Raw genomic sequence first — 21844 nt, 5'->3', positions numbered from 1 at the left:
GAGACTCCTCCCGGTAGCCGGGGGCGCGGGCGCCCACCGGGTACTGCTCTAACTCACGTGGAGTCATTTCCCGCCCGAGCCGCTGGTTATGCATCCAGCAGCGAACCAACCAGGCGGACTCGCGCCTTGAGAATCGCGCGCCTCGCCAGGTTCGTCAAGGGCCCGCCGGCGGGGCGGACCTCGACCCGTTCATCGCTCCGAACCCCTCCGGCGTTACAGAAGCCGTGGTCGGGGCCACCGTCGATGACGGTGATCACCATACTCCTCGTCGCCGACAGCGCCGAGTGCGCGATCGGCCACACCGGTGGTCGTCCGGCCCCGGGCGGCGGGGAGGGCGGGTGGGCCCGGGAACGCAAAAGACCGGGCCGACCACCCGCAAGGGTGATCGGCCCGGCCTCAGGCCCCCTCAGAGGGGGCGAGAAGTCACTTGACGGTGACCTTGGCGCCGGCACCCTCGAGGGCGGCCTTGGCCTTCTCGGCAACGTCCTTGGCAACCTTCTCCAGGACCTTGGCACCAGCGGTGTCAACGAGGTCCTTGGCCTCCTTCAGGCCGAGGGAGGTCAGGGTGCGCACCTCCTTGATGACCTGGATCTTCTTGTCGCCGGCACCGTCGAGGATGACGTCGAACTCGTCCTGCTCCTCGACAGCGGCCTCGGCGCCACCAGCGGCGCCACCAACGGCGGCAACGGCGACCGGGGCGGCGGCGGTGACGTCGAACTTCTCCTCGAAGGCCTTCACGAAGGCAGCGAGCTCGATGAGGGTGAGCTCCTCGAACTGCGCGAGCAGCTCGTCCTGGGACAGCTTCGCCATGATTGGCGTCCTTCCACTAAATCGGCAGGTGGTGCCGGATGTACGGGATGGCGGGCGTACGGGCCCGCAGCGAGGCGTGAGCCTGCCGAATTACTCGGCGGCCGCGTCCTCGGCGGCGGGAGCCGGCGTACCGGCACCGCCCTGCTCGACCTTGTCGCGCAGCGCGTCCACAGTGCGGACGAGCTTCGACGGCAGGGCCTGGAAGAGCGCGGCAGCCTGGGACTGCTTGGCCTTCAGGGCACCCGCCAGCTTGGCGAGCAGCACCTCGCGGGACTCGAGGTCCGCGAGCTTCTTGATCTCATCGGCGGACAGCGCCTTACCGTCAAGGACACCGCCCTTGATGATGAGAGCGGGGTTCTCCTTGGCGAAGTCACGCAGAGCCTTCGCCGACTCCACCGGGTCACCGGTGACGAAGGCAACAGCCGTCGGACCGTTGAACAGGTCGTCGAGCTCGGAGATCCCGGCCTCGTTGGCCGCGATCTTGGTCAGCGTGTTCTTCACCACGGCGTACTCGGCGTTGTCGCCGAGCGAGCGACGCAGGGTCTTGACCTGCTTCACCGAGAGACCGCGGTACTCGGTCAGCAGCGCCGCGGAGGAGCCGCGGAACTTGTCCGTGATCTCGGCGACGGCGGCAGCCTTGTCGGGCCTGGCCATAGGCTTACGCCTCCTTCCGTGATGTCGAAGTCCGGCCGACCGCGAAAGTCGACCATTCACACCTCGAACCGGCCGGACGGAAGGAAAGCCCTTGCAGAAATGCAATGAGCCCCGGTGCGCAGGCGCACGGGGCTCGTAGCGACCTCAACGGGCATCAGCGCGAACGCGGGACCCGGAAGTCGAAGCTCCAGACACACCTGCGCGGGCTGCCTGCGACGAAGCGCAGATCCTTCGGCCACCGACTCCCTGACGGGGCCCGGCGACAACCAGCGGTCTTTGGCTTCGGCAACAGTAACCGGACTCGTCCGGACGACGCAAATCGCCCTCGGACGGGTGAACCGGGACGGGCTCAGCGGGCCAGCGGGGAGACCGTCCGGACGCCGGTGTCCACGGTGTCCGACTCGGCCGGGGCCTGGGCCGAGAGCAGCGGGCCGGCCGGGTCGGAGTAGATCACCGAGTCGTCCGCCCGGCCGCTGTCCCCGTTCCCGGTGCGCTGCAGCCGGACCAGCTGGTCCTTGTCGTTCAGCCAGAGGTCCAGGGTGAGCTCCAGCGAGCCGCCGGGGGCCAGCGCCGCCCGCAGGCCGTCCCGGCGGGCCTGCGGCAGCTGGGTCTGGGCCGCCGCGTACTTCTCGGCGGTGGTGGTCACCCGGTAGTGCTCGACGGTGGAGTCCTCGAACTTCTCCTCGCCGACGAAGGCCGGTTCCACCCCGTCGGCGGTGGCCGCGGCCAGCGCCTCGACCGGGTTCAGCAGGTCCAGCAGCCCCGTGTACGGGACCGCCTTGTGCCCGTCCGGGTCGGGCGGGACGGCGAAGCGCTCCCAGTGCTTGCCGCCGTTCCTGGCCGCGGTGGCGGCGTCGCCGCCCTGGTAGCCGACGGTGTCCACCACGATCAGCTGCTCGGCGTCGCCCGGGGTGGAGCGCTTGAGCTGGGCCGCCGTCTTGGGCGCCCAGAACAGCGAGCCGGAGCCGGCGTCCGCACCCAGCCGGTAGCTGACCTTGGCCCGGCGGGCGGTCTGCATGGCCAACTGGGCCGAGAGCAGCACGCCGTGCGGGGAGCGGTCGGTCGGCTTGGCCGGCCCGGTCGGGGTGGCGGCGGTCGCGGAGGCGGTGCTCGCGCTGGCGCCGGCCGAGGGCGTGGCGGGCGCGTCCCCGCCGCCGCAGCCGGTCAGGCCGCTCGCGAGCACGGCGACGACGGCCACCGCCGCCAGTCGCTGCCGTCGCGCCATCGTCCGTTCCTCTCTCACCGGGCCCACCTTGCCACCCGGACCGGGTCCGACCGGTGGCGGCCCCGGCCGCGTCCACCTGATCGGCCGGGCCGGGGGCCGGAACCGGCGGCCGGCGTCAGCTGCCGGCGGGGGTGTCGCCGGCCTTCGCCAGGTCGGCGAGGGTGATGAAGTCCACCGGGGTGGAGGCGATGACCGGCGTGCCGTAGTCCGAGTAGGTCACGGCGATGTTCACCGCTCCGTTCTTGGTGTCGGCCTGCTCGGTGCGCTTGACCACCAGCTGGTCGGCGTCGACCCAGACGTCGACCTGCTCGCTGCTGACACCGGCCTTGTCCAGGTTCTGCTTGAGCCGGTCGGCCTGCTCCTGGGTCACGCCCTTGCCGGTCGCCTTGATCAGGTCGGCGACGGCGAACTCGCCGGAGTAGTGGGTGGCGGCCTTGCCGTTCACCGTCTCCTGGCCGACCTCGGTGACCTTGCCGGTGGCGATCAGCGTCCGGACGCCCTGGACCGGGTCCGCGCTCTGGAGCTGGTCGGTCGAGCCGCCGGAGAGCTTGGACATCTCCTCCTTGCTGTAGCGCAGCCAGCGCGGGCCGCCGCTCTCGACCATCCGACCGCCCAGGCCCATGTACATCGCGTCGGCGGTGTACAGGTAGTGCACCTTCGGCCCACCGGTGATCGGCTCCAGGGCCTTGGCCAGCGGGGAGCCGGTGAGGTCCATGGTCAGATCGGCCTCCAGGCCGTCGGACCAGCCCAGCGCCCCCTGGCCCTTCATGGTGACCTGGCCGACCGTGATCTCCTCGGTGACCTTGGCCGACTTGGCCGCGCCGGTCTTCTTGGTGACCTGCTCCAGGAAGACCGCCGGGCTCACCTTGACCGGCGGGGCGGCCTGGATGGCGGCGGTCGTCGCGGCGGACGTGGTCGGGGCGGCCGGGGCGGCGGCCTTGCCGTCGGAGCCGTTGTCGTTGCAGGCGGTCGCGGTCAGTGCCAGGGCGGCGAGGACGACGGCGACGGCCGCCTTCCGGGTTCCAGCCATGGTGTTCCCCCCTCGAGAACCCCCGGGCGCTCGACGCGCCCGGGGTGGTAGCCGGTGGTTGTTGCGGTGTTCGGTTCGGGAGCCCGGCCGGATCAGCCGAACAGCTTGAGCAGGTCGGCCTGGGAGCCGAGGTCGCCGGCGGCGGGCGCCTCGATCTTCTCGCCCTTGCCGAGGTCGGAGTACTTGACGGTGACGGCCTTGGCCTCGCCGTTGGTGTCGCCGTACTCCTGGTACTTCACCAGCTCCTGCTTGCCGTTCAGCCAGAAGTCGATGGTGAGGGTCTTGCCGTCCTCCTCCAGCGTCTTCTGGACGGCCTGGCGCTGCTCCGCGGTGAGCGAGGTCATCCCGGCCACCAGGGTGGCGGTGTCCTCGACGGCCCGCAGGTGGGTGGTCTGGACGCCGTCCACGGCCTCCTGGCCGACCTTGCTGAGCTTGCCGCTCGCGGCCGCGATGGTGAGCTGGGAGACCGGGTTGACCATCTGACCCATCACCACGAAGGCGCTGCCCATCTCCTCCGTGGCGGGCACCTTGACCCAGTGCTTCCCCTGGAGGGCGGTGGCCGTGGTGTCGTCGCCGCCGATGTAGGTGTCGGCCCCGATCGCCCGGATCCGGAGCTTCTTGCCGTCCATGTCGCTGGAGACGTCCACGGAGACCTTGCCCGGGTCCTTCCAGTCGGCACTGCCGCTGCCGCCCGGGCTGGAGGTGTCCGGGGAGGTCATGGCGACCTTGCCGTTGCCGGCCTTCTGCATCACCAGGGCGGAGGCGGCGAGCGCGGCCTTCGGGTCGGCGGCGAGTCCGGCCGCGGCCGCCGCGCCGGCGTCCTTGCCGTCGGTGGCGCCCTTGCTGTCGGCGGCGGTCTTGGTGTCGCCGCCCTTGCTGCCGCAGGCGGTGGCGCCGGCCAGCAGGACGGCGGCGGTCGCGACGGTGGCCGCGAGACGGACAGCGCGCATGGATGTACCCCCCATGAGTTCCTCGGAAGAGCCGATCATCGGCTTCTTCTCAGCCGGACTCTAACGGATCGCCGAGGCCGACCCGCACCGGATATCCCCTCCCGTCAGCCGGCCGCGGCCGAGGCCGTCTCCCCCGCCCCGGGAGCGGTGACGTCCGTTGTGGTCACGGTGGTCCCGGCACTACCCCGGGCCGTCTCACGGAGCCTCATCAGCCGCGGACCGGGCCCGACCCAGACGTCGTACCCGATCTCGCCGACCCCCTGCTGCCGGTACCAGCCGACCACCGCGGCGAGCTGCCGCGGGTCCAACTCCCGGTCCGCGCCGAAGTAGTCGGCCACCGGGGCGGAGCCCTGGTAGTGCACGACGGTCGTCCCGGCGAGCTGCTCGGCGCCGAGCGAGCCGAGCCGGTCGGTCTGGGCGATCGCGTACGCCCGACTGCCCGGGTTGGTGACCAGCGCGGTCATCCAGCCGCCCGCGTAGCCGCCGGAGCCGCTGCCGGCCGCCGGGTCGACCGACTCCGCGGTGGCGCGCTCGGCGTGCTTGGCCGCGCCGCCCTGGTAGGTGAGGTCGAGCGCGCCGTCCCGGAGGGACAGCCGGCCGGTGCCCAGCTCGTCGGTGACGGTCAGCGCGGCCTCGTCCCGGTCGCCCCAGACCAGGCTGCCGCTCGCGCTGCGCCGGCCGTCCGGCCCCTCCCGCACCAGGTCGATCCGGGCGCCGCCGGCGTCGTCCAGGGCCTGGGCGGCCGAGAGCACCACCTGCTTGGGCGGGATCGGCGCCGGCTCACCGGGGACGCGGGTGCCCGGGGCGGCCAGCACGCTGCAGGCGGTGGTGGCGCCGAGGAGCAGCAGGGCCGCCGCGAGCGCGGCGGGGCGAAGGGCGGGCGGCACGGCACACTCCGGCGGTCACAGGTTCTCCACATGATCTGACCGGCAGAGCGTACGACGACTCGATCAACCGTTCCCCTTCGCCCGTGTCCCGATCCCGCAACCGTTTCCCGCCGCCGCCCCCGCCGGGCCGCCCCGGGGAACGACGACGGGCCCGCACCCCCGGTGAAGGGGGTACGGGCCCGTCGTACGGACAGCTCTAGAGCACTGGGGCTCAGACCGCGGCCGGGTCCTCCTCGACGAGGAGGTTGCGGGTGCGGTTCGGGTCCACCTGGATGCCGGGGCCCATGGTGGTCGAGAACGCGGTCTTCTTGATGTAGCGGCCCTTGGCGGCGGACGGCTTGGCGCGGAGCACCTCGTCCAGCGCGGCGGCGTAGTTCTCGACCAGCTGCTCGTCGGTGAAGGAGGCCTTACCGATGATGAAGTGCAGGTTCGAGTGCTTGTCGACGCGGAACTCGATCTTGCCGCCCTTGATCTCGTTCACGGCCTTGGCCGTGTCCGGGGTCACGGTGCCGGTCTTCGGGTTCGGCATCAGACCACGGGGACCGAGCACGCGGCCCAGGCGGCCGACCTTGCCCATGAGGTCCGGGGTGGCGACGACGGCGTCGAAGTCGAGGCGGCCCTTGGCGACCTCGTCGATGAGCTCGTCGGAGCCGACGATGTCGGCACCCGCAGCACGCGCGGCCTCGGCACGCTCGCCGGTCGCGAAGACCAGGACCCGAGCGGTCTTACCGGTGCCGTGCGGGAGGATCACGGTGCTGCGGACCATCTGGTCGGCCTTGCGCGGGTCGACGCCCAGACGCATGGCGACCTCGACGGTGCCGTCGAACTTGGTGGTGCTGGTCGCCTTGGCGAGGCGAACGGCCTCGAGGGGGGCGTAAAGGCGCTCGCGGTCGACCTTGGCGTCCGCGGCCTTCAGAGCCTTGCTGCGCTTCACTGCTGCTCCTGAATGGTGATTGGAGTTGTGGTATTCGACGGGCCTGCGCAGGCCCTACCACAGGGACGGCTGAGCCGGTTTGCCCCTGACGGGACGGTGGGCTTGATCAGCCCTCGACGGTGATGCCCATCGACCGGGCGGTGCCGGCGATGATCTTCTCCGCCGCGTCCAGGTCGTTGGCGTTCAGGTCGGGCATCTTGGTGGTGGCGATCTCGCGGACCTGGGCGCTGGTGAGCTTGGCGACCTTGGTCTTGTGCGGCTCGCTGGAGCCCTTGTCGATACCGGCGGCCTTCAGGATGAGGCGCGCGGCCGGCGGCGTCTTCGTGATGAAGGTGAAGGAGCGGTCCTCGTAGACCGTGATCTCCACCGGCACGATCATGCCGCGCTGCGACTCGGTCGCAGCGTTGTAGGCCTTGCAGAACTCCATGATGTTGACGCCGTGCTGGCCCAGCGCGGGGCCGACCGGCGGCGCCGGGTTGGCCGCGCCGGCGTTGATCTGGAGCTTGATAAGCCCCGTGACCTTCTTCTTCTTGGGAGGCATGTCTCTCCGGGTCCTTCCGAGAGGTGATTGCTGGTGCGTGCGGACCGGGGCGACACCCGGTCGCCAGCACACACATCAGGCCAGGCTAACGCGTCTGCGCCGCTGGACCAAAACGGATTCGGGGCGGGGGCTGTCGGCCCCCGCCCCGGATCCGAAGACCGTGTGACTAGTTCTTCTGGATCTGGTCGAAGGAGAGCTCGACCGGGGTCTCCCGGCCGAAGATCTCGACCAGGCCCTTGACCTTCTTCGAGTCGGGGTTGATCTCGTTGATGGTCGCCTGGAGGGTCGCGAACGGGCCGTCGGTGACGGTGACCGAGTCGCCGACCTCGAAGTCCAGGACCTGGATCTCGCTCGGCTTGACCGGGGAGGGCTTGCCGGCCTCCTTGGCCGCCTGGCGCTCGACGTCCGGGGCGAGCATCTTGACGACCTCGTCCAGGGTCAGCGGGTACGGGTCGTAGGCGTTGCCCACGAAGCCGGTGACACCGGGGGTGTTGCGCACGACGCCCCAGGACTCCGGGGTGAGGTCCATGCGGACCAGGACGTAGCCGGGGAGCTTGTTCTGCCGGATGGTCTTGCGGTCGCCGTTCTTGATCTGGACGACCTCCTCCTGCGGCACCTCGGCCTGGAAGATGTACTCCTCGACGTTCAGCGAGACGGCGCGCTGCTCCAGGTTCTGCTTCACCCGGTTCTCGTAGCCCGCGTAGGTGTGGATCACGTACCACTCGCCCGGCATGAAGCGCAGGTCCTCGCGGAACTTGGCGACCGGGTCGACCTCGGCCTCGTCCTCGACCTCGGCGTCCTCGTCCTCGGCGTCCTCGACGGCCTCAGCCTCGGCGCCCTCGTCCTCGGCCGACTCCTCGGCGGCGAGCTCCTCGTCGACCTCCACGTGCAGCGCGGCCTCCTCGGCGGGCTCGCCGGCCTCGGCCTCGTCGTGCGCCTCGACCTCGTCCTCGTCGCTGTCCACGGCGTCGACGACCTGCTCGGCGGACTCTGCGTCGACAGCCAGCTCGGCCGCGTCCAGCTCGGCGGCGACATCCGCCTCGCGGACGGTCTCGTCGGCGTCGTACAGGGGGGACTCAGACACGGTGGCTGCTTCTTTCCTGGAGATGGTGAAGGTGGCGCGCTCCGGAACCGGACCGGCGCGCAGCCGCTCGCGCGGGCGCCAGGAGAGGTCTCGGAGACTTCAACAGTACCGAGTCCACGGTACGCGCGCGTACGTCCGCCGCCGACAGCTCGACCCGGACCGATGATTCGGCCCGGGTCGGGAGGTGGTTCGGAGGTGGGGTTCGATCAGCCGAAGACCAAGAGGCTCAGCTTGGCGAAGCCGTAGTCGAGGCCGTAGACGAAGCCCATCACGACCACGACGAAGGTCACCACGACCGCGGTGTAGTTGGTGAGCTCGCTCCGGGTGGGCCAGACGACCTTGCGGAGCTCCGCGATGATCTGGCGGTAGAACAGGCCCATCCGCGCGAAGAGGCCCTTCTTGGCCCGCTTGCCGGACTTCTTCTGCTTGCCGGAGGTCTTGTCGCCCTCGACAGCAGCGGTCTCGGCAGCGCCGTCGGCCCCCTCGGGGTTGCCGCTCTCAGGCGTTGCGGTGGAGCCCGTGGTCTCCGTCACTCGTCCTCACCTGAATCCGGGTCCGGCCGAACATCACCTGCGTACCCGTTTCAGGCACGAGCGGTCGGCTTAAGCGGTGCTGATCGGTGCCCTCTCCGCATCAAGCCCGCTCGCTCTGTGGAGCGAACGGGCTGAATACGGATCAAGCAGCAGGGCAAGAGGGACTCGAACCCCCAACCGCCGGTTTTGGAGACCGGTGCTCTACCAATTGAGCTATTGCCCTACGGAACCTCGCGGCCCTGGTGGCGACCAACCTACCGCATCTCCCCCCGCTGTCTGTACAGGCGGTGAAAGCTCCGGTCTTTTTCGGTGGGCCGTCGAGCAGCGAGTGTACGTGGTCGAGGGGTGTTTGGTCGAACCTCTTCTTCCGGGACCACCGTCCGCCCGGCGGATGTCCGGCCCGGCGGGGCGGACACCGGCGGATCGCCGGGGCCGCGATGCGGACGGAGCCGTACGGATACTGGAACCGCCACGCCCGGTCCGTCCCGGTTCTGCGACGATGCAGGCATGAGCGCTTCCACCCCGCAGCCCGACCAGTCCCTCCGCCCCGCCGACCGCCGGGTCTCCGCCCGGATCGGTGCGATCGCCGAGTCCGCGACCCTCGCCGTGGACGCCAAGGCCAAGGCCCTCAAGGCCGCCGGCCGCCCGGTGATCGGCTTCGGTGCCGGTGAGCCCGACTTCCCGACCCCGGACTACATCGTCGAGGCGGCCGTCGAGGCCTGCCGCGACCCGAAGAACCACCGCTACACCCCGGCGGGTGGGCTGCCCGAGCTCAAGGCCGCGATCGCCGCCAAGACGCTGCGCGACTCCGGCTACCAGGTGGACGCCTCCCAGGTGCTGGTCACCAACGGCGGCAAGCAGGCCATCTACGAGGCCTTCGCCGCGATCCTGGACCCGGGCGACGAGGTCATCGTCCCGGCCCCGTACTGGACCACCTACCCGGAGTCGATCCAGCTGGCCGGCGGTGTCCCGGTGGAGGTCGTCGCCGACGAGACCACCGGCTACAAGGTCTCGGTCGAGCAGCTGGAAGCCGCCCGCACCGAGAACACCAAGGTGCTGCTGTTCGTCTCGCCGTCCAACCCGACCGGCGCGGTGTACACCCGCGACGAGGCCGAGGCGATCGGCCGCTGGGCGCTGGAGCACGGCCTGTGGGTGCTCACCGACGAGATCTACGAGCACCTGGTCTACGGCGACGCGACCTTCACCTCGCTGCCGGCCCTGCTGCCCGAGCTGGCCGACAAGTGCGTCGTGGTCAACGGGGTGGCCAAGACCTACGCGATGACCGGCTGGCGGGTGGGCTGGGTGATCGGCCCCAAGGACGTGATCAAGGCCGCGACCAACCTGCAGTCGCACGCCACCTCCAACGTCTCCAACGTCGCCCAGCGCGCCGCGATCGCCGCCGTGGCCGGTGACCTCTCCGCCGTGCACGAGATGCGCACCGCCTTCGACCGCCGGCGCAGGACCATCGTGCGGATGCTCAACGAGATCGACGGCGTCATCTGCCCCGAGCCCGAGGGCGCCTTCTACGCCTACCCGTCGGTCAAGGGCCTGCTGGGCAAGGAGATCCGCGGTCAGCGCCCGCAGACCTCCGCCGAGCTGGCGAGCCTGATCCTGGACGAGGTCGAGGTCGCCGCCGTCCCCGGCGAGGCCTTCGGCACCCCCGGCTACCTGCGGTTCTCCTACGCGCTCGGCGACGAGGACCTGGTCGAGGGCATCAGCCGGATCCAGAAGCTGCTCGGCGAGGCCCGCGACTGACGTCCGCCGTCAACCGGACGTTCGGGATTCACCCGGCGCACCGCCCTCTTTCACCCCTTCGGGGGACGGGAAGAGGGCGGTTCCCGTTTGGGGGTCGCATACGGCAGTATCGGCAGATGGAACGCCTGTTGAACCCGCGAGACGTCAGGGGCCTCCCGAAGGCCCACCTGCACCTGCACTTCACCGGCTCGATGCGGCCCGCCACCCTGCTGGAGCTGGCCGACAAGCACGGCGTCCGCCTGCCGGAGGCGCTCAGCTCCGGCGAGCCGCCCAAGCTCCGCGCCACCGACGAGCGCGGCTGGTTCCGCTTCCAGCGCCTCTACGACACCGCCCGCTCGGTGCTCCGGGACGAGTCGGACATCCGCCGGCTGGTCCTGGAGACCGCCGAGGACGAACGGCGGGACGGCTCCCGCTGGCTGGAGATCCAGGTCGACCCGACCTCCTACGCGCCCCGGCTGGGCGGGCTGATCCCCGCCCTGGAGCTGATCCTGGACGCGGTCGAGCAGGCCGCCGCGGCCACCGGGGTGGGCATCCGGGTGCTGGTCGCGGCGAACCGGATGAAGTCCCCGATGGACGCCCGGACGCTGGCCCGGCTCGCCGTCCGCTACGCCGACCACGGGGTGGTCGGCTTCGGCCTCTCCAACGACGAGCGCCGCGGCCTGGCCCGGGACTTCGACCGGGCCTTCGAGATCGCCCGCAAGGGCGGGCTGCTGGCCGCCCCGCACGGCGGCGAGCTGGCCGGGCCGGAGTCCGTCCGGGACTGCCTGGACGACCTGGGCGCCGGCCGGATCGGCCACGGCGTGCGGGCCGCCGAGGACCCGCGGCTGATGGCCCGGCTGGCGGACCGCCAGATCACCTGCGAGGTCTGCCCGTCCTCCAACGTCTCGCTCGGCGTCTACGAGCACCCGGAAGAGGTACCGCTGCGCCGGCTGTTCGACGCCGGGGTGCCGCTGGCGCTCGGCGCCGACGACCCGCTGCTGTTCGGCAGCCGGCTGGCCGCCCAGTACGACCTGACCCGCGACACCCTGGGCTTCACCGACGCCGAACTCGCCGAGCTGGCACGGCAGTCGGTGCGCGGCTCGTGCGCCCCGGAGGCCGTCCGCAAGGAACTGCTGGCGGACATCGACGCCTGGCTGGTCGGCGCCCAGGCACCGGCCGGGAGCGCCGCCCCGAGCCTGGCCTAGCGCCCGTCTTCAAACCCCCGCCTGCGGGCCGACGCCGGGGGTTGGAAGACCGGCCCTAGAGCTTGACGCCCACCATCACGGGCTCGTTCACCAGCTCCACCCCGAAGGCCTCGCGGACCCCGTCCCGGATCTCCCGGGCCAGGGCCAGCAGGTCCTCGGCGGTGGCCGCGCCGCGGTTGGTGAGCGCCAGGGTGTGCTTGGTGGAGAGCGTGGCCGGGCCGTCGCCGTAGCCCTTGCGGAAGCCCGCCCGGTCGATCAGCCAGGCCGCCGAGGTCTTGGTGCAGCCCTCCGGGGCCGGGTAGGCGGGGGCGTCCTCGGCGCCCGGGCGGGTCCGGAAGGACTCGTACTGCGCCGCCGTGAGCACCGGGTTGGTGAAGAAGGAGCCGGCCGACCAGGTGTCGTGGTCCGCCGGGTCCAGCACCATGCCCTTGCCGGAGCGCAGCCCCAGCACCGCGTCGTACGCCTCGCCCAGCGGCACCCGCTCACCCTGCTCGACGCCGAAGTGCCGGGCCACCTCGGCGTACTTGACCGGGGTGGAGAGCCCCGCGTGGTCCGCCAGGGCGAACCGCACCCGCAGCACCACGTAGCGGTCCGGCCGGGCCTTGAAGCGGCTGTGCCGGTAGGAGAACTCGCACTCGGCGTTCGAGAGGGTGACCACCTCGCCCGCCGTGCGGTCGTACGCGACCACCTCGGTGACGGTCTGGGCCACCTCCTGGCCGTACGCGCCGACGTTCTGCACCGGGGTGGCGCCGGCCGAGCCGGGGATGCCGGCCAGGAACTCGAGCCCGGCCAGGCCGTGCTCGCGCACCACGCGGGTGACCGCCTCCGACCACACCTCGCCGGCCGCCAGCTCCAGCACGGTGCCCTCCAGGGCGAAACCGGTGGTGGCGATCCGCAGCACCGTGCCGGGGAAGCCGGCATCGCCGATCACCAGGTTGGAGCCGCCGCCGAGGACCAGCAGCGGCTCACCGGCCGCGTCGGCCGCGCGGACGGCGTCGATCACCTCGTCGTCGGTGTGGGCGGTGACCAGCCGACGGGCCGGGCCGCCGAGCCGGAGCGTGGTGAGCGGGGCGAGGGGGGCGTCGTTTTCTACCAGCACGCCCACCAGCGTACGGGGACGGGGGCGGCCGCTCGGCCGCCCCCGTGACCCGCGCCCCACCGTTCAGGCCTTCGCGGCCTCGGCCGGGACGGCCTCCCCGACACCCTCGCCGCCCTCGACGCTCCCGACACCCTCGACGCTCCCGACGCCCTCGGCGTCCGCCGCCCGGTCGATCGCGGCGGGCTGCTCGACGGCCGGCGCCCCGATGGCCGCCGCCCCGGCGGGCGCCGCCCGGCCCGGCAGCAGCAGCGCGCAGGCCCCGGCCGCCAGCACCACCGCGGCACCGACGTACAGCGCGGGCCCCATCGCGTGGACGAAGGTCCCGGCCGAGCCGTCCCCGCCCTGCTCCGAGAAGACCGCCGCCAGCACGGCCACCCCGAGCGCGCCGCCGACCTCGCGCAGCGCGTTGTTGGCGCCGGAGGCGATGCCCTGCTCCTGCGGCCGGACGCTGTCCATCACCATGGCGGCGGTCGGCGCGAAGTACATCGACATGCCGACCCCGCACATCACCACGGCGGGCACCACCGGGCCGTACGCGTAGTGCCCGAGTCCGGCGTTGATCGCCGCGTACAGCGCCAGGCCGACGCCCTGGAGCACCAGCCCGAGCACCACGATCGGGCGCCCGCCGAGCCGGTCGGCCAGGATGCCGGCGAGCGGCGCGACGATCAGCCCCACCCCGGTCCACGGGAGCATCCGGATGCCGGCCTCCTCCGGGGTGTAGCCGCCCACGGTCTGCAGGTGCTGGCTGATCAGGAAGATCGAGCCGAACATCCCGAGCGACATCAGCAGGCCGGAGGCGTTGACGGCGGTGAAGGTCCGGTTGCGGAACAGCCGCATCGGGAGCATCGGGTGCTTCGCGCCGCGCTGCTCGTACCGGACGAAGGCGATCAGCAGCAGTACGCCGCCGGCCAGCGCGCCCAGCACCAGCGGGCTGGTCCAGCCGTCCGGGTTGCCGCGGATCAGGCCGAGCACGAGGCCGAACAGGCCGAGGCTCACCAGCACCGTGCCGACCGCGTCCAGGGCCGGGTTGGCACCCCGGCTCTCGCGCAGCTTGAGGGCCGCCAGCGGCACCAGGACCACGCCGACCGGGACGTTCACCCAGAAGATCCACTGCCAGGAGAAGTTCTCGGTCAGGGTGCCGCCGACCAGCGGCCCGGTGGCGATGGCGAGGCCGTTGACGCCGGCCCAGATGCCGAAGGCCATCCCGCGCTTGGCCGCCGGGATGGCGGCGGTCAGCAGGGTGAGGGTGAGCGGCATCGACACCGCGGCCCCGACGCCCTGGAGGGCACGGGCGGCGATCAGTTCGCCGATGCCGGGCGAGAGCGCGGCCGCGGCCGAGCCGACGGTGAAGAGGGTGAGCCCGATCACGAACATCCGGCGGCGGCCGAAGCGGTCGCCGAGCGCCGCGCCGAACATCAGCAGGACGGCGAAGGAGAGGGTGTAGGCGCTGACCGTCCACTCCAGGTCGGACAGCCCGCCGCCGAGCTCCTCGCGGATGGCGGGCAGCGCCGTGGTGACGACCAGGTTGTCCAGCGCGGCCATGAAGCCCGCGAGGGCGGTGATCACCAGGGTCCAGACGCCGGTGCGGCCGAGGCCCGGCCGCTCCGTGGCCGCCACCTCGGCCCCGGACGCCTTGGCCACCTCGGCCCCGGCCGTCTTCGCCGGCTCGGCCCCGGTCGCGGTTCCTGCTGTGTGCTCCGTCATGACTTCCCCCCAGGATTCCCCGGATAGTTATTGATCACTAACTTTCGAGGGCCGAAAAAGGGCCGCCCGGACTCCGCCGTGCGACCCGCTACCCGGTCTCCTCGCGCTCGCCGAAGCCGTCCCAGATCCGGTGCTCCCGGGGGAAGCCCAGCGCCACCAGGGTGTTGATCAGCATCCCGTACGCGAAGAACTCGGTGGTCCCCTGCACGTCGCCGCCGACCCGCTCCCGCACCCGCTCGAACAGCTCCCCCCACAGCCGCCGGGCGGTCTCGCCGATCTCGTCCTCCCCGGCCATCCGGGAGGCGAACACCGAGACGTACAGCTGCATCTGCATCATCAGCTGCTCGCCGTCCTCGACCAGGCCCATGTACGCCTCGGACATCTTCGCGGCGGCCTCCTCGCCGGTCAGCCCGGCCGAGGCCGCGTCGAAGACCTTCCAGGTCTCCTCGATGCAGCGCTCGGCGGCGGCCGTGAAGATCGCCTGCTTGCCCGGGAACAGCCGGAACAGGTACGGCTGCGAGACGCCGACCCGGCGGGCGATCGTCTCGGTGGACGTCCCGCGGTAGCCGTTCCTGGCGAACTCGATCATCGCGGCCCGGACGACGCTCTCGCGCCGCTCCTCCGCACTCATCCGCATGCTCGTCTTCGCCACGGGTTCTAAGTTAGTGACCAATCACTATCTCTGCAAGGGGGTAGCCACCGGAGAACGGCCCGGAGAACCGGACCGCCCCGGCACCCGTCGAACGGGCCCGGGGCGATCGGAGCGGCGCCGCGGTGGCGCCGGAGTGACGAAGGCCTCAGCCGAGCCGGACGACGGCCCGGGACATCCCCAGCACCTTCTGGCCGCCCGAGGTGGCCAGCAGGTCGATCTGGACCTTGCGGTCGTCCAGCTTCTTGGCGACCTTGGCGGAGACCTCGATCAGCGCGCCGACCCCGTCGTTGGGCACCGGCACCGGCCGGGTGAAGCGGACGCCGTACTCGACCACCGCCGCCGGGTCGCCGACCCAGTCGGTGACCACCCGGATCGCCGCGGCCATGGTGAACATGCCGTGCGCGATGACGTCCGGCAGGCCGACCTCCAGCGCGAACTTCTCGTTCCAGTGGATCGGGTTGAAGTCGCCGGAGGCGCCCGCGTACTGCACCAGTGTGGCGCGGGTCACCGGGAAGGACTGCGCCGGCAGCTGGGTGCCGACCTCGACCTCGTCGTAGTTGATCGCCATCGCGCTCACTCCCCCGCCTCGCCGGCGGCCCGGGCCACCAGCGTCATGATCGCCGTCACCACGTGCTCGCCGGTCTCGTCCGCCACCTCGCCGCGCACGGTGAGCACGTCGTTGCCCGCCAGCGACTTGATGTTGTCGATGGTCACCGCGACCGTCAGCCGGTCGCCGGCCTGCACCGGGCGGGTGTACTGGAACTTCTGGTCACCGTGCACCACCCGGCTGTAGTCCAGCCCGAGCTCCGGGTCCTCGACGACCTGGCCGGCCGCCTGGAAGGCGATCGCGAACGGGAAGGTCGGCGGGGCGATCACGTCCCGGTGACCCAGTGCCTTCGCGGCCTCCGCGTCGGTGTACGCCGGGTTGGCGTCCCCGATCGCGACCGCGAACTCGCGGATCTTCTCCCGGCCGACCTCGTACGGGGCGGTGGGCGGGTAGCTACGCCCGATGAAAGAGGGGTCGAGTGCCACGGCAGCTCCTCGGGAACGCGGGTGGATACCCGGACGGGTACGAAAAAGACTCCGGGCCGCATCCCCTGTTGAGGGATACGGCCCGGAGTCGAAGACCTGAATCACACAGGCCCGGCGCCCTGCAGCAGGGTCAGCGGGTCTCGCGGTGCGCGGTGTGCGAGTTGCAGCGGGGGCAGTGCTTCTTCATCTCAAGACGGTCCGGGTCATTACGCCGGTTCTTCTTGGTGATGTAGTTCCGCTCCTTGCACTCCACGCAGGCCAGCGTGATCTTCGGGCGGACATCGGTGGCAGCCACGGGAGTGCCTTCCTTGGACAACGAATAAGAACACAACAAGAGTAGCCGACCGGGAGTGCGATCTCCCGACCGACTACGCGGGGTAGCGGTGACCGGACTTGAACCGGTGACACAGCGATTATGAGCCGCTTGCTCTACCAACTGAGCTACACCGCCACAGTGATCAGCGACCCGGCCGAAGCCGAACTGCCTTTCACCAGAGCCCCCATGCGGAATCGAACCGCAGACCTTCTCCTTACCATGGAGACGCTCTACCGACTGAGCTATAGGGGCGAACGAGGAAGAGATTACACGTTCCGCGCCCAGAGGTGAAATCCGTATCCCGGGGCGAAGACCGCAGGTCGGCGAGGTGCACGGGCGGGCGATCCAAGGCCGGGCGTTCGATCGGCCCACGAGCCGTACGCCCCGAGCCGATACGACTATTGCCCGCCTCCCGGCGCCCCGCCCCCCTGCGCCATAGGCTCGACGCTCATTGGCCGGGGCACCGGCCGATCCCCCACGGGCCCACTGGCCAGCGCGAGAAGGAGCCGGCGATGGACAGCGCAGCCGCCGACGGGCCGAACTCAGGCCCCGGCCCGGCGGCCAACCCGCTCGGGCACGGCCCGGTCCTCCTGCTCACCGGGGCCCGGCTGGCCGACGGACGGGTGGTGGACGTGCGGGTCAGCGGCGACCGGATCCAGGCGGTCGGCACCGTCGGCAGCCTCGGTCCGCTGCCCGCCCTGCCCGGCGCCCCCACCGTCACCACCGGCGCCCGGATCGACCTCAAGGGCTACCTGCTGCTCCCGGCCCCCGCCGAGGCGCACGCCCACTACGACTGCGCCTTCTCCGCCGCCCTGCCCGCCCCGCCCCCGGACACCCCCGCCGACCTCACCCGCCGGATCACCGAGGCCGCGCTCACCTCGCTCGGCTACGGCGCCACCGCCCAGCGCACCCACGTCCGGATCGGCGACGTGCACGGGCTGCGCCAGCTGGAGGCGGTGCTCACCGCCCGCCAGGCGCTGCGCGGCCTGGCCGAGCTCCAGGCGGTGGCGATGCCCCGGCTGCTCACCGGCCGGGCCGGCGCGGACGGGCGGGCCCAGCTGCGCGAGGCCCTCAAGCTGGGCGCCACGGCGGCCGGCGGCTGCCCGGAGCTGGATCCGGACCCGGCCGGGTACGTCCAACTGCTGCTGGAGGCCGCCCGGGAGGCGGACTGCCCGGTGGACCTGCACACCACCGCCGCCGACGCGACCCAACTCGCCCGGCTGGCGGGCGCCCTGGCGCCGCTGCGGCCCCGGGTGGCGCTCGGGCCGTGTGGGGCGCTGGCCCGCGGCGGGGCCACCGTGCTGGCGACCAGCGGGGTCCGGGTGGTCTGGCTGCCGCAGAACGGCGGCTGCACCGGGCTGGAGGGCCGCCCCGCCGGCCTCCGGCCGGGTCTGGTACGGGAGTTGGCCGCGGCCCGGGTGCCGTTGGCGGCGGGCAGCGGAGCACTGCGGGACCCGTCCAACCCGGTCGGCCGGGCCGATCCGCTGGAGGCGGCCTACCTGCTCGCGGCGAGCGGGGAGCTGGACCCGGACGCGGCCTACGACGCGGTGGCGAACCAGGCCCGGGCGGCGCTCGGGCTGCCGCCGGTACGGGTGGACGCCGGGTTCCCGGCGGAGCTGCTGGCGGTGCGCGGGGACTCCCTGGCCGGGGCGCTCGCGGGCGGACACAGCCGGCTGGTGGTGCACAGCGGCCGGGTGGTCAGCCGGACCAGCGCCGTCCGGGAGTTCGCGGACACCGTGGCGCTGGCACTGCCCCGGCAGTCCGGCGGCACAGACTGCTGAGCGCGCGGGGCCGGGAACGCCAAGGGGCGCGCGACCTGAGTCGCGCGCCCCTCCCCCACTACTGGCCGCCCTTGGCCGGCGGCTGGAGCGGTCCCGACTTCCCCCACAAGGAGCAGGAACCGCTCGTTCCGGCACCGACACTACGACCACGGAACACCGCCCCCGACCGGCCTTGACGCTCCCCTGTCGCCCACCGGGCGGCTCTTGACGGCTCGTTGACGCCGCCCCGGCCGGGACCGGGCCCACCGCACGGACCAGCGTCCGGAGCACGGACACCTACGGCACGTACCGGTAGCCGATCCCCGGCTCGGTGATCAGGTGCCGCGGCCGGGCCGGGTCGCGCTCCAACTTCCGCCGCAGCCCGGCCAGGTAGACCCGCAGGTAGTTGCCGCGCGCCTCCTGGGCCGGCCCCCACACCTCGCGCAGGATCTGCCGCCCGGGCACCAGCCGGCCGGGGTTGGCGAGCAGCAGGCTGAGGATCCGCCACTCGGTCGGGGTCAGCCGCACCGGGCCGCCCGGCCCGACCACCGTGGTGGCCGCGAGGTCGACGGTGTGGTCACCGATCACGGGCCGGCCCGGCGGTACCGGGCCCAGCGGCCGGCGCAGCACCGCCCTCAACCGGGCCAGCAGTTCGTCCATCAGGAACGGCTTGGTGAGGTAGTCGTCGGCGCCCGCGTCCAGGGCGCCGATCTTGTCGGCGGCGTCGGAGCGGCCGGAGAGCACGATGATCGGCGCCGCGCTGTGGGTGCGCAGTCCGCGCAGCACGTCCATGCCGTCGAGGTCCGGCAGTCCGAGGTCGAGCAGGACGGCGTCCGGGGCGGAGTGCGCGGCCCGGTCGAGCGCCTCGCTGCCGCTGGCGGCGGTGCGGACGGCGTACTGCCGGGCGCTGAGGTTGATCCGCAGGGTGCGCAGCAGGGCCGGTTCGTCGTCGACGACGAGGATCTCGCAGTTCTCGATGGTGTGCTCACTCATGGTGCGGTGGCTCCTCCCCGGTGACACGGTGCTCGGTGGCGGCGGGCTCGGTCGCGGCGGGCTCGGCGGGCTCGGCGGGCTCGGCGGCCGGCAGGGTGAGCAGCATGGTGGTGCCGCCGCCGGGGGTGTCCTCCACCTCCAGGCTGCCGCCCATGGCCTCGGCGAGGCCGCGGGAGAGGGCCAGGCCCAGGCCGACCCCGGTGGTGTTGTCGGTGTCGCCGAGGCGCTGGAAGGGCAGGAAGACCCGGTCGCGGTCCTCGGGGGCGATGCCGGGGCCGCGGTCGATCACCCGGATCTCGACCTGGTCGGCGTGGTGGCTGGCGGTGACCAGGACGGGCGCGCCGGGGGCGTTGTAGCGCAGCGCGTTGGTGATCACGTTGGCGAGCACCCGCTCCAGCAGCGGGGGGTCGGCGAGCACCGGCGGGGCGGTGTCCAGGTCGAGCGGCTGGACCGGCGCGTACGGGTCGGGGAGGCTGTCGAGCGCCCGGGGCAGGATCTCGTCCAGGTGGGTCTCGGTGAGGTGCAGGGTGAGCGCGCCGGCCTGGAGGCGGCTCATGTCGAGCAGGTTGTCGACCAGCCGGGTGAGCTTGACCAGCGATTCGTCGGCGGTTTCGAGGAGTTCGGTCTGGTCCTCGGGCGAGAACTCGACGTCCGGACTGAGCAGCGAGCCGACCGAGGCGCGGGCGGCGGCCAGCGGGGTGCGCAGGTCGTGGCTGACGGCGGCGAGCAGTGCGGTGCGCATCCGGTCGGCGGCCTTGATCGGTTCGACCTCGGCGGCGACCACGGCCAGCCGGTCGCGCTCCAGCGCGGCGCCGACGTGGGCGGCGAAGGCGGTGAGCACCCGCTGGTCGGCGGCCGGCAGCCGGCGGCCGGTGAGGACCAGGACGGCGTCGACGCCCACCGGGAGCTCGGTGGTCTCGTGCTGCGCCGCGTCCTCGTCCGGGTGCTCGGCCTCGCTGTGGGCGAGCACCTCGCCGTCTGAGCGGGAGAGCAGCACGACGGTCTGCATGCCGAAGGCCGTCCGGGACTTCTCCAGCAGGGCGGGCAGCGCGTCGGCGCCGCGCAGCACGCTGCCGGCCAGGGTGGAGAGGGTCTCGGCCTCGGCGGTGGCCCGGGCGGCCCGGGTGGTGAGCCGGCCGGCGTGGTCGACCACGGTGGAGACGGCGAGCGCGATGGCGGCGAAGACCACCAGGGCGACGATGTTGTTGGTCTCGCCGATGGTCAGGCTGTGGACCGGCGGGATGAAGTAGTAGTTGAGCAGCACCGAGGCGATGAACGCGGCCAGCAGGGCGGACATCGCGCCGCCGAGCAGGGCGACGACGACCACGCCGAGCTGGAAGATCAGCGCGTCGGTGGTGAGGTTGATGGTGTCGTGCGCCTGGGAGAGCACGGCGGTGAGCAGCCAGGGGATCACCAGGCCGGCCAGGTAGCCGACGACGGTGCGGCGCCGGGAGTGGCGCCGGCCCAGCGAGGGCAGCCGGCCGCGGCCGGTGAACTCGTGGGTGACCATGTGGACGTCGATGTCCTCGGAGGCGTCCACGGTCGTCTGCCCGGTGCCCGGGCCGGTGAGGAACCGGTTGACCCGGCCGCGGCGGCTGGTGCCGAGCACCAGCTGGGTGGCGTCGTGGGCGCGGGCGAAGGCCAGCAGCGCGGTGGGGACGTCGTCGCCGACCACCACGTGGTAGCTGCCGCCGAGGCTCTCGACCAGTTGCCGCTGCTGGGCGAGCGCGCCGGAGGAGGCGCCGGCCAGGCCGTCGCTGCGGGACACGTGCACGGCCAGCAGTTCGCCGCCCGCGGCGACGGCGATCCGGGCGGCCCGTCTGACCAGGGTCTCGCCCTCCGGGCCGCCGGTGAGGGCGACCACCACCCGCTCGCGGGTCTCCCAGACCCGGTCGATGTTGTGGCTGGCCCGGTAGTCGCGCAGCCCCTCGTCGACCCGCCCGGCCACCCAGAGCAGGGCGAGCTCGCGCAGGGCGGTGAGATTGCCGACCCGGAAGTAGTTGGAGAGCGCGGCGTCCACCTTCTCCGCCTTGTAGACGTTGCCATGGGCCATCCGCCGGCGCAGCGCCTGGGGCGCCATGTCGACGAGTTCGAGCTGGTCGGCCCGGCGGACCACCTCGTCCGGGACGGTCTCGCGCTGCGGGATCCCGGTGATCTTCTGGACGACGTCGTTCAGCGATTCCAGGTGCTGGATGTTGACGGTGGTGATGACGTCGATCCCGGCGGCGAGCAGTTCCTCGACGTCCTGCCAGCGCTTGGCGTGGCGGCCGCCGGGGATGTTGGTGTGGGCCAGTTCGTCGACCAGGACGACGGACGGACGGCGGGCGAGCACCCCGTCCAGGTCCATCTCCTCGAACTCGGCGTCGCGGTAGGAGCGGTGGGCGCGCGGCAGGACCTCCAGGCCGTCGATCATGGCCTCGGTGTGGCGGCGGCCGTGGCACTCGATGTACCCGATCACGACGTCGGCCCCGCGCTCCTGTCTGCGCCGGGCCTCGTCCAGCATCCGGTACGTCTTGCCGACCCCCGGGGCGGAGCCGAGGTACACCCTCAACCGACCGGTGCGGATGCCGGAGCCGGGGGTGAGGTCGCGGGCCATGGGCACTGCTTCTTTCCATCAGGAGGTGGCGGCGGGGGCGGTACGCGTCTGCGGATACGGGGCGGCCGACCCGGGCGCGGGGAGCATCCTCCCGCGCCCGGGTCG

Annotated in this window: 21 protein-coding genes and 3 tRNA genes; 3 read left to right on the top strand and 21 right to left on the bottom strand. The window is 72.3% G+C overall.

Annotated features, from left to right (window positions below):
• Window positions 1–423 precede the first annotated feature (423 nt).
• The 11 genes from rplL to ACZ58X_RS06580 form a co-directional block, all read right to left on the bottom strand.
• On the bottom strand, window positions 424–810 hold the full coding sequence (gene rplL, locus ACZ58X_RS06630) for a 50S ribosomal protein L7/L12 (RefSeq protein WP_470332577.1): 387 nt from the start codon (window positions 808–810) through the stop codon (window positions 424–426).
• 90 nt (window positions 811–900) lie between these two features.
• Window positions 901–1464, bottom strand: coding sequence for a 50S ribosomal protein L10 (rplJ, locus tag ACZ58X_RS06625; RefSeq protein ID WP_350503606.1), 564 nt, complete (start codon window positions 1462–1464; stop codon window positions 901–903).
• Window positions 1465–1813: 349 nt separating this feature from the next.
• Window positions 1814–2689, bottom strand: coding sequence for an SCO4651 family lipoprotein (locus ACZ58X_RS06620; RefSeq protein WP_470332576.1), 876 nt, complete (start codon window positions 2687–2689; stop codon window positions 1814–1816).
• A 115-nt stretch (window positions 2690–2804) separates the two neighbouring features.
• Window positions 2805–3719 (bottom strand): SCO4651 family lipoprotein, encoded by a 915-nt coding sequence (locus tag ACZ58X_RS06615; protein ID WP_470332575.1) that lies wholly within the window; start codon window positions 3717–3719, stop codon window positions 2805–2807.
• 92 nt (window positions 3720–3811) lie between these two features.
• Window positions 3812–4669 (bottom strand): SCO4651 family lipoprotein, encoded by an 858-nt coding sequence (locus ACZ58X_RS06610; protein ID WP_470332574.1) that lies wholly within the window; start codon window positions 4667–4669, stop codon window positions 3812–3814.
• A 104-nt stretch (window positions 4670–4773) separates the two neighbouring features.
• Entirely contained in the window at window positions 4774–5556 is a 783-nt protein-coding gene (locus ACZ58X_RS06605) for a hypothetical protein (protein ID WP_470332573.1), read from the bottom strand.
• A gap of 211 nt (window positions 5557–5767) precedes the next feature.
• Entirely contained in the window at window positions 5768–6490 is a 723-nt protein-coding gene (gene rplA / locus ACZ58X_RS06600; RefSeq protein WP_355669608.1) for a 50S ribosomal protein L1, read from the bottom strand.
• Between the two features lie 106 nt (window positions 6491–6596).
• Window positions 6597–7031, bottom strand: a complete 435-nt coding sequence (gene rplK / locus ACZ58X_RS06595; RefSeq protein WP_207809812.1) for a 50S ribosomal protein L11 — start codon at window positions 7029–7031, stop codon at window positions 6597–6599.
• Between the two features lie 166 nt (window positions 7032–7197).
• The gene (gene nusG / locus ACZ58X_RS06590) at window positions 7198–8115 is read right to left on the bottom strand and encodes a transcription termination/antitermination protein NusG (RefSeq protein ID WP_470332572.1); all 918 of its coding nucleotides are present in this window, start codon (window positions 8113–8115) and stop codon (window positions 7198–7200) included.
• Between the two features lie 206 nt (window positions 8116–8321).
• Entirely contained in the window at window positions 8322–8648 is a 327-nt protein-coding gene (gene secE / locus ACZ58X_RS06585; RefSeq protein WP_470332571.1) for a preprotein translocase subunit SecE, read from the bottom strand.
• A gap of 150 nt (window positions 8649–8798) precedes the next feature.
• Window positions 8799–8871: transfer RNA gene (locus ACZ58X_RS06580), tRNA-Trp, on the bottom strand.
• Between the two features lie 284 nt (window positions 8872–9155).
• Between ACZ58X_RS06580 and ACZ58X_RS06575 the strand changes: the two genes are divergently transcribed.
• Window positions 9156–10403, top strand: coding sequence for a pyridoxal phosphate-dependent aminotransferase (locus ACZ58X_RS06575; protein ID WP_470332570.1), 1248 nt, complete (start codon window positions 9156–9158; stop codon window positions 10401–10403).
• A 116-nt stretch (window positions 10404–10519) separates the two neighbouring features.
• Window positions 10520–11587 (top strand): adenosine deaminase, encoded by a 1068-nt coding sequence (locus ACZ58X_RS06570; RefSeq protein WP_470332569.1) that lies wholly within the window; start codon window positions 10520–10522, stop codon window positions 11585–11587.
• Between the two features lie 55 nt (window positions 11588–11642).
• Here the strand turns inward: ACZ58X_RS06570 and ACZ58X_RS06565 are convergent, their stop codons facing one another.
• The 8 genes from ACZ58X_RS06565 to ACZ58X_RS06530 form a co-directional block, all read right to left on the bottom strand.
• On the bottom strand, window positions 11643–12686 hold the full coding sequence (locus ACZ58X_RS06565) for a UDP-N-acetylmuramate dehydrogenase (protein ID WP_470332568.1): 1044 nt from the start codon (window positions 12684–12686) through the stop codon (window positions 11643–11645).
• A gap of 63 nt (window positions 12687–12749) precedes the next feature.
• Complete coding sequence (locus ACZ58X_RS06560; protein WP_470332567.1) at window positions 12750–14390, bottom strand: MFS transporter; 1641 nt, start codon at window positions 14388–14390, stop codon at window positions 12750–12752.
• Between the two features lie 88 nt (window positions 14391–14478).
• Entirely contained in the window at window positions 14479–15021 is a 543-nt protein-coding gene (locus ACZ58X_RS06555; RefSeq protein WP_470332745.1) for a TetR/AcrR family transcriptional regulator, read from the bottom strand.
• A gap of 166 nt (window positions 15022–15187) precedes the next feature.
• Complete coding sequence (locus ACZ58X_RS06550; protein WP_470332566.1) at window positions 15188–15610, bottom strand: MaoC family dehydratase; 423 nt, start codon at window positions 15608–15610, stop codon at window positions 15188–15190.
• A gap of 5 nt (window positions 15611–15615) precedes the next feature.
• Window positions 15616–16074 carry an FAS1-like dehydratase domain-containing protein gene (locus tag ACZ58X_RS06545; RefSeq protein ID WP_470332565.1) on the bottom strand — a complete coding sequence of 153 codons (459 nt, stop codon included), beginning with the start codon at window positions 16072–16074 and terminating at the stop codon, window positions 15616–15618.
• A 130-nt stretch (window positions 16075–16204) separates the two neighbouring features.
• Window positions 16205–16369 carry a 50S ribosomal protein L33 gene (gene rpmG / locus ACZ58X_RS06540; RefSeq protein WP_006604855.1) on the bottom strand — a complete coding sequence of 55 codons (165 nt, stop codon included), beginning with the start codon at window positions 16367–16369 and terminating at the stop codon, window positions 16205–16207.
• An 83-nt stretch (window positions 16370–16452) separates the two neighbouring features.
• Window positions 16453–16525: transfer RNA gene (locus ACZ58X_RS06535), tRNA-Met, on the bottom strand.
• Window positions 16526–16569: 44 nt separating this feature from the next.
• Window positions 16570–16642: transfer RNA gene (locus ACZ58X_RS06530), tRNA-Thr, on the bottom strand.
• A gap of 260 nt (window positions 16643–16902) precedes the next feature.
• Here ACZ58X_RS06530 and ACZ58X_RS06525 point away from each other — a divergent pair.
• Window positions 16903–18171: an amidohydrolase family protein gene (locus ACZ58X_RS06525; RefSeq protein ID WP_470332564.1), complete on the top strand. Its 1269-nt coding sequence runs from the start codon at window positions 16903–16905 to the stop codon at window positions 18169–18171.
• A 276-nt stretch (window positions 18172–18447) separates the two neighbouring features.
• Here the strand turns inward: ACZ58X_RS06525 and ACZ58X_RS06520 are convergent, their stop codons facing one another.
• Both ACZ58X_RS06520 and ACZ58X_RS06515 read right to left on the bottom strand, forming a co-directional pair.
• Complete coding sequence (locus ACZ58X_RS06520) at window positions 18448–19143, bottom strand: response regulator (RefSeq protein ID WP_470332563.1); 696 nt, start codon at window positions 19141–19143, stop codon at window positions 18448–18450.
• On the bottom strand, window positions 19136–21739 hold the full coding sequence (locus tag ACZ58X_RS06515) for an ATP-binding protein (protein WP_470332562.1): 2604 nt from the start codon (window positions 21737–21739) through the stop codon (window positions 19136–19138). The genes ACZ58X_RS06520 and ACZ58X_RS06515 overlap by 8 nt, the downstream gene beginning before the upstream one ends.
• Between the last annotated feature and the right edge of the window lie 105 nt (window positions 21740–21844).

This window comes from Kitasatospora sp. NPDC040550 (assembly GCF_055594965.1).
The sequence above is the reverse complement of the archived record's forward strand: the minus strand, read 5'-3'. Positions and strand labels throughout refer to the sequence as shown.